The sequence below is a fragment of the Sulfurimonas sp. genome, assembly GCF_018698455.1.
Taxonomy (GTDB): Bacteria; Campylobacterota; Campylobacteria; order Campylobacterales; family Sulfurimonadaceae; genus Sulfurimonas.
The window spans coordinates 55,306-61,877 of the sequence record NZ_JABIOQ010000050.1 but is presented as its reverse complement, the minus strand read 5'-3'; the positions used below and the strand labels follow the sequence as shown (position 1 = coordinate 61,877).

Sequence of the window (6,572 nt, the reverse complement as noted above, 5' to 3'; positions counted from 1 at the left end):
ACAAATAACACATTTTCAGATATAGCAATAACATCAAGACTTAATAATGTGACTTCATTCCTAAAGGAGCGAGAGTCAATTATAAACTTTGAAAAACTCAGACCAATACTAAATAAGAATGGTAAAGGTGGAAAGAATGCAGTTAATAAACAATTATAAGATAATGACTTTATTGCCAAAGAAGGTAAATAAGTACTGGTAGATGCTTCTCTTATTAAAAGCGATAACACTCAAATCAACTACACCTTCAAAAAGAAAAATCCAACAGCTGTTAAATGCCAGAGAGTATAATTCAAAAACAATGAAGAATGCGGGACTGGACACACTTCAAGATATATATACCAAGGATATATAGGATGATAGTTGTTATGCAGTGGTCCCGTGATGATTGAAAAAGGTATTTTTAAAGGTCTATGGTTTATAAGTCTTTACTGATTTTCCATTTATGTTCTATTCTTATTTGCTTTCCTTTTTTTAAACGTAATAAGAAAGTTTCTCTTGATATTTCTTTTGCACCTAAGCTAGTTAAGTGTGCTGTCGGAACTTGACAATCTATAAAGTCATAGCCCCATTCTTTTAAATGCTTTACAAGTACAGCATAAGCTGATTTAGATGCATCGCTTACATGTGAGAACATTGATTCTCCACAAAAGAGGTTTCCAACTGTAAGGCCATAAAGACCACCGACTAATTTTCCATCTTGATAAGTTTCTATTGAATGTGCAATTCCCATATTGTGAAGTTTTTCAAATGATTTAATTAAATCATCTTGAATCCAGGTGCCGTGCTGATTAGGTCTATAAGTTGTTGCACATTTTTTCATAACTTCTGTAAAATTAGTGTCTATCTTATATTCAAATTTTTTGATACTTTTTTTGAGGGAATGTGAGAGTTTAAAATCATCGAGTTCCATAATGAGACGAGGGCTAGGAGACCACCATAAAATAGGGTCATCTTTTGAATACCATGGAAAGATACCACTTTGATATGCACTAATTAGTCGCAAAGGATTTAAATCCCCTCCAAACGCAACTATACCATCTTCATTGGCAAGGTTTGGATTTGGGAAGTCAAAATTATTGCTATCAAGTTGGCTAATAATCACTAAAGCTCTTTAAATGATAATAGCAGTTCACCTTTTGAATCAACTTCTACGATACCGCCTTTAGTGAGTTTACCAAATAGTATCTCATCACTTAGCTTATTTGTTATATTATCTTGAATATAACGTTTTAATGGTCTAGCTCCCATCTCTGGAGAGTAAGCTTCTTTTCCTATAAATACAATTGCTTTTTGAGTTATAGTAACTAATATTTTTTTCTCTTGAAGTTCAACATTAAGTTCTGCAATAAATTTTTTTACTATTCCCTGAACTGTTTTAGTGCTTAACTGATCGAATTCAACAATTGCATCAAGTCTATTTCTAAATTCTGGAGTGAAGAATGACTTTAGCTCTTCATTTTTTGAAATAGATTCATCTTTGTTAAAGCCCATTACATTTCTGGCTTGTGCACCAATATTTGATGTCATAATAAGGATGATATTTTGAAAATTTGCTTTATATCCATTATTATCAGTTAGTGTTGCACTGTCCATGATTTGTAAAAGTATATTAATGAGATCAGGATGAGCTTTTTCAATTTCATCGAGAAGTAAAACTGAGTAAGGATGTTTTTTTGCCATTTCTGTCAGTAGTCCACCTTGCTCAAAACCTACATATCCAGGAGGAGCACCAACTAAACGACTAACAGTATGCTTTTCCATATATTCACTCATATCAAATCTTTCAAAATGAATACCGAGTGTTTGACTTAATGAAATGGCAAGTTCTGTCTTACCAACTCCTGTTGGCCCTGAAAAAAGAAAAGAAGCAATGGGCTTATTTTGGGGAGTTAATCCCGCCTTTGATATTTTAATAGCTTTAGTTACAACTTCTACGGCTGTATCTTGACCAATTACTTTAGTACTTAGCACTTCCTGTAATGATTTAAGTTGAAGAAGTTCCTCTTTTTTGTTTCCAGTTTTTGTAATACCTAGAATTGTTGAAATAGTTTTAGATATATCTTGGGAAGTAACTTTTTCTCTTTTATTTGCTTTTAAATGAAATGAAGCTGCTGTTTCATCTATAAGATCGATAGCTTTATCCGGTAAAAATCTATCTGTTAAATATCTAGTTGACAAATCAATAGCACTTCTTAATGCATTATTGGTATATTTGACACCATGATGTTGTTCATATTTTTTTTGAATACCTTTAAGTATTTGATATGAAGTTTCTTGACTTGGTTCCTCGATATCTACTTTTGAAAAGCGGCGACTTAATGCCTTGTCTTTTTCAAAACCATTTCTATATTCAGCATAAGTTGTAGCACCCATACATTTTATTTCACCAGATGCTAGAGCGGGTTTTAGTTGATTAGCTGCATCCATAGTACCACTTGTACTACCTGCACCTATAAGTGTGTGAATCTCATCTATAAAGATGATGGTATTTGGCTCTTTTTTAAGTTCATCCATTACACCTTTGAGACGTTTTTCAAAATCGCCTCTGTATTTTGTACCAGCCAGGAGTGCCCCTAAGTCTAAGGCATAAAGCTTAGAGTCTTTAATGATTTCTGGAACTTTTCCTGATGATATTTTAAGAGCTAAACCTTCTGCAATTGCAGTTTTACCTACTCCAGGTTCACCAACTAGTATTGGGTTATTCTTTTTTCTTCTACAAAGGATTTGCACTACTCTTTTTATTTCATTATTTCTACCAATAACAGGATCTATTTTTCCTTCTTTTGCTTTTTCAAGTAGGTCAATAGAATACTTTTGTAAATAAGTTTCTTTAGTGGAATTTTCAGCTAGTTCATCATTGTGAGAGATAATTTCTAAAATATCTAATCTTGAAATTTGGTATTGACTTAGAAGCATGTACGAAAATGTATCTTCTTCTTCAAAAAGTGCAGCTATTAAATCACCTATATCGGCAACAATTTGTTGTGCAGATTGTATGTGTTTTACCATTTTATCAATAAGCCTAGAAAGAGCTACAGTTTCATATGGATCAACTTTTATGTCTTCTGGTAAAGGTTCAATATTAGATATTATGTACTTTGATAAATCATCTTTCATTCTCTTTACATCACCGCCACAAGCACTAATGATAGAGTGACCTTGAGGGGATTCTAAGAGTAGGAAAAACACATGCTCAATTGTAAGATATTCGTGACGCATTTGTTTAGCATAAGATATAGATTTTTGAAAAACCTCATTAAGTGCTGGACTAATCATTTTATTCTTCCTCCATTGTAGCTTTAAGTGGATAACCACTTTTTTTTGCTTTTTTGAAAACTTGCATTACTTTTGTTTCTGCAATTTCATGTGTAAAAACACCACAAAGACCTTTGTCTTTTTTGTGTATTTCGAGCATTATTTTTTCAGCTTCTTCAGTACTTTTATGAAAAAGAGTAGTAAGTATTTCTACTACAAACTCCATCGCTGTATAATCATCATTTAATAAAAAAACTTTATATTTTTTAGGATAAGATAAAAGGGTTGCATCTTTTAGTTCGTATTCTGAATTAGGTGCCATGTCTTTACTTTGCCGCGTTTAAGAAGTCAGTTACTATATCATCTGGGTTTTCTAAACCTATTGAAATTCGCACTAGACCATCAGTGATTCCAAGAAATTTTCTTGTATCTGTATCAAAATCACTATAAATTGTTGATGCCATGTGTAAAGCCAGTGTTCTGCTATCACCAATGTTCGCTGTTATTGTCGCTAACTTTGTAGCATTTAAAAAGTTATAAGCTTTTTCTTGTGTGCCCAAGTCTATAGTAAGTAAAGTTCCACATCCATTTGAAAATTCTGACTTATATCTTTCATGGTGAGGATGACTTTGTAAGCATGGGTGGTTTATGTTAAGACCATTTTTACTTAGTTCTTTCGCTACCTTCTCTACACTCTGTGTAATTCGTTGGAGCCTTAAAGGAAGAGTTTCTAATCCAAGTAGTGTTTGGTAGCTAGCATGTGCATTTGCACTCATTCCGAAATCTCTAAGAGCACGTTTTTTTGCATTTGGAAGAAGTGCCATTTTTCCAGCTTTTTTTATAAACTTAGCCATAAAACTATAACGAGAAGTTTTTAATTTATCTTCTCCGTCGTTAATTGCTCTAAACACGGCACATCCACCAAGAGCCGATGAATTTCCAGATATTATTTTTGTTGTTGAGTAAACAACTATATCTGCACCAAGTTTTAAAGGTGATATACTTAATGGTGTAATTGTGTTGTCTACTATAAGTACAACACCAGCCGTATTTGCAATTTCTGCTATTTTTTTGATGTCTGGAAGTCTCATATTTGGATTTCCAACACTTTCCAAAAAGATTATTTTCGTGTTTTGATTGATTGCATTTTTGATGTTTTCTAATTCATCAACATCAAAAAATCGTGTGTTAATGCCAAACCGAGTCAATGTCTCATCAAACAGGGCATATGTACCACCAAAAAGACCACCAATACTAATGATTTCATCACCACTACTAAGTAGAGACATTGTTGCTAAAGTTGTGGCTCCCATACCTGAACTTGTAGCTACAGCAGCAATCCCTCCATCCATTTGGGCTAGAATGGCTTCTAGTTTTGCAGTAGTTGGATTACCCATTCTTGAATAAAGTGGTTTTTTTACACTCCCATCAAAAATACCTTCTGCAGTTTGTGCATCTCCATAGCCAAAAGATGCAGATGAAGTTAGTTCCGGTGAGACTGACCCCTCTTTATTTCCTACAGATTGTACAAACTTCGTACAATATTCTTCAAAATTATTCATTTATACAGACCTTAGTTTAATTATATTTCTTTATTATATCTAAGTAGAGATAATAGTATCCTGTATGGATAATTATGATATTATTGTGTAAGTAAAAAAGATCAGGAAAATTTATGGAAAATCAAACAATTTTAGAGGCTCTTAATGAGAAAGTGTTACAAATGCTACAGCAGTTTAATCATATGAAAGCCGAAAATGAAGTAATGAGAAATGAATTAATAACTTTAAAAGGTGAAAGTGAAATAAAAAACCAAGAGTTAGAAAAACTAACGGAAATGAATATACTAAAAGATATAGAAATAGAAGATATAGTTAGTAAAATAGAAAGTATTTTAGGCTAAAAACACATGAGTAAAAAAATAGGTTTATATATTGGAGGCATAAGGTTTGATGTTGACATTGAAAATGACTTTGCCATATTTTTAGAAAAAAATATGTTAAAGGATTTCAACATCGAAGGTAACAACGATATAAAAACATTACTTCAAGCTTATGTGAAAAAAAATCATGAACTTTATTCACAAGAGAAGAAAATTCAAGAAATTTCAAATACTTTAGATAATTAGTACACCTTTTATAGCAGTTTAAGATTAGTCGGATATAATTTCAACCTCTCAAATACAGAGATGGTGTGCGCTCGTAGCTCAGCTGGATAGAGCACTGGTTTGCGGTACCAGCGGTCACACGTTCGAATCGTGTCGGGCGCACCATGTTAGAAATTACTAAATTATTACTTCATTTTGAAAAACTTGATTAATCTTACAAAATGTCGCGGAATAGAGCAGTTCGGTAGCTCGTCGGGCTCATAACCCGAAGGTCGCAGGTTCAAATCCTGCTTCCGCAACCAATAAAAATATTTTATTTATAGATTCTGTTACAACACTTTTAATTACACTTATGTCTTCGTATCAGCTAGTAATATTAAACACCTTTTAGAACTACTCAATTTGTTATCCACACTATTGTTAAACGAATAAATTAAAATTTTAAAACAAAAAAAATGTCAATTATAAATTATAATCTAAAAGATTTCCCAGTTCCTTGCATATATAGGTAAATCCGATGAAAAATAAAACGAATCTTAATCTGATACGGCTACACTTGTTCACACAAAGAATACAAAGCTATTCTGAGCTAAAAACACAAATAGGTGAGCTTAAGATAGAAAATAAAAAAATCCACAAGAATTTAGAGATTCAACAGTTCAATTAGCACTAAATAGAGATAAACCAATTTCACAAATAGGTATCGATTTAGGTGTAAATTCTAAAAGAGAGAAACACTCCAAATAAAATTTATTCTTTACATGAGCTAGATGCTTATGCTATCAATAAAGGTAAAGACCACAAAGGCCATGAGTTTGGAACTAAAGCTTTACTTTACAAGAACAGTTTAAAGGTACAGGTCTTAAAAGAGGTTTTATATTTTTAGCTCAAAATGGTAGTAAATATTCTAAATATGATACATTTCGAAAGTATCACTGGAAAAACCTATTAATACGAACTGGGTATGATCATCGAGTACTGTATCAGACTAGACATACATTCGCTAGTATCATGCTTCAAAAAGGTGAGGAATTGGCTTGGGTTAGTAAGGTAATGCTTGGACATTCTGAATTAGCGACAACATTGAAGTTTTATGCTAAATTTATTCCAGATGAGAATAAGAAAAGAGCTGTATTTTTAGATGATGAGCGTACAGATAGCGTACAAAATGTTAACTTAAAGCTTGAAAGTATGTGATTTAGGTGTT

The 6,572-nt window shown here is 32.4% G+C and carries 7 protein-coding genes, 2 tRNA genes and 1 pseudogene; 6 read left to right on the top strand and 4 right to left on the bottom strand.

Going from position 1 to position 6,572, the window contains the following annotated elements; genetic code table 11:
- Positions 1-202 precede the first annotated feature (202 nt).
- Positions 203-355 (top strand): hypothetical protein, encoded by a 153-nt coding sequence (locus HOG88_RS06595; protein WP_295004452.1) that lies wholly within the window; start codon positions 203-205, stop codon positions 353-355.
- 63 nt (positions 356-418) lie between these two features.
- Here HOG88_RS06595 and aat read toward each other — a convergent pair whose 3' ends face one another.
- Genes aat through HOG88_RS06575 form a run of 4 tightly spaced genes read right to left on the bottom strand, consistent with a single transcriptional unit; the run spans position 419 to position 4,820 of the window.
- The gene (gene aat, locus HOG88_RS06590) at positions 419-1,105 is read right to left on the bottom strand and encodes a leucyl/phenylalanyl-tRNA--protein transferase (protein ID WP_295004450.1); all 687 of its coding nucleotides are present in this window, start codon (positions 1,103-1,105) and stop codon (positions 419-421) included.
- On the bottom strand, positions 1,105-3,279 hold the full coding sequence (gene clpA, locus HOG88_RS06585) for an ATP-dependent Clp protease ATP-binding subunit ClpA (protein ID WP_295004448.1): 2,175 nt from the start codon (positions 3,277-3,279) through the stop codon (positions 1,105-1,107). The genes aat and clpA overlap by 1 nt, the downstream gene beginning before the upstream one ends.
- Before the next feature lies 1 nt (position 3,280).
- On the bottom strand, positions 3,281-3,580 hold the full coding sequence (locus HOG88_RS06580) for an ATP-dependent Clp protease adaptor ClpS (protein ID WP_295004446.1): 300 nt from the start codon (positions 3,578-3,580) through the stop codon (positions 3,281-3,283).
- Positions 3,581-3,584: 4 nt separating this feature from the next.
- The gene (locus HOG88_RS06575; RefSeq protein ID WP_295004444.1) at positions 3,585-4,820 is read right to left on the bottom strand and encodes an aminotransferase class I/II-fold pyridoxal phosphate-dependent enzyme; all 1,236 of its coding nucleotides are present in this window, start codon (positions 4,818-4,820) and stop codon (positions 3,585-3,587) included.
- A gap of 113 nt (positions 4,821-4,933) precedes the next feature.
- On the opposite strand from HOG88_RS06575, the gene HOG88_RS06570 reads away from it, so the two are divergent.
- From HOG88_RS06570 to HOG88_RS06550, 5 genes and pseudogenes are all read left to right on the top strand, one after another.
- A complete protein-coding gene (locus HOG88_RS06570) occupies positions 4,934-5,161 on the top strand; it encodes a hypothetical protein (protein WP_295004442.1) in 228 nt (75 codons plus the stop codon).
- 6 nt (positions 5,162-5,167) lie between these two features.
- A complete protein-coding gene (locus tag HOG88_RS06565) occupies positions 5,168-5,386 on the top strand; it encodes a hypothetical protein (protein ID WP_295004440.1) in 219 nt (72 codons plus the stop codon).
- 67 nt (positions 5,387-5,453) lie between these two features.
- Positions 5,454-5,530 (top strand) — tRNA-Arg (locus tag HOG88_RS06560).
- 60 nt (positions 5,531-5,590) lie between these two features.
- Positions 5,591-5,667 (top strand) — tRNA-Met (locus tag HOG88_RS06555).
- Between the two features lie 568 nt (positions 5,668-6,235).
- Positions 6,236-6,562: pseudogene (locus HOG88_RS06550) on the top strand (tyrosine-type recombinase/integrase); the annotation flags it as partial.
- Positions 6,563-6,572 lie beyond the last annotated feature (10 nt).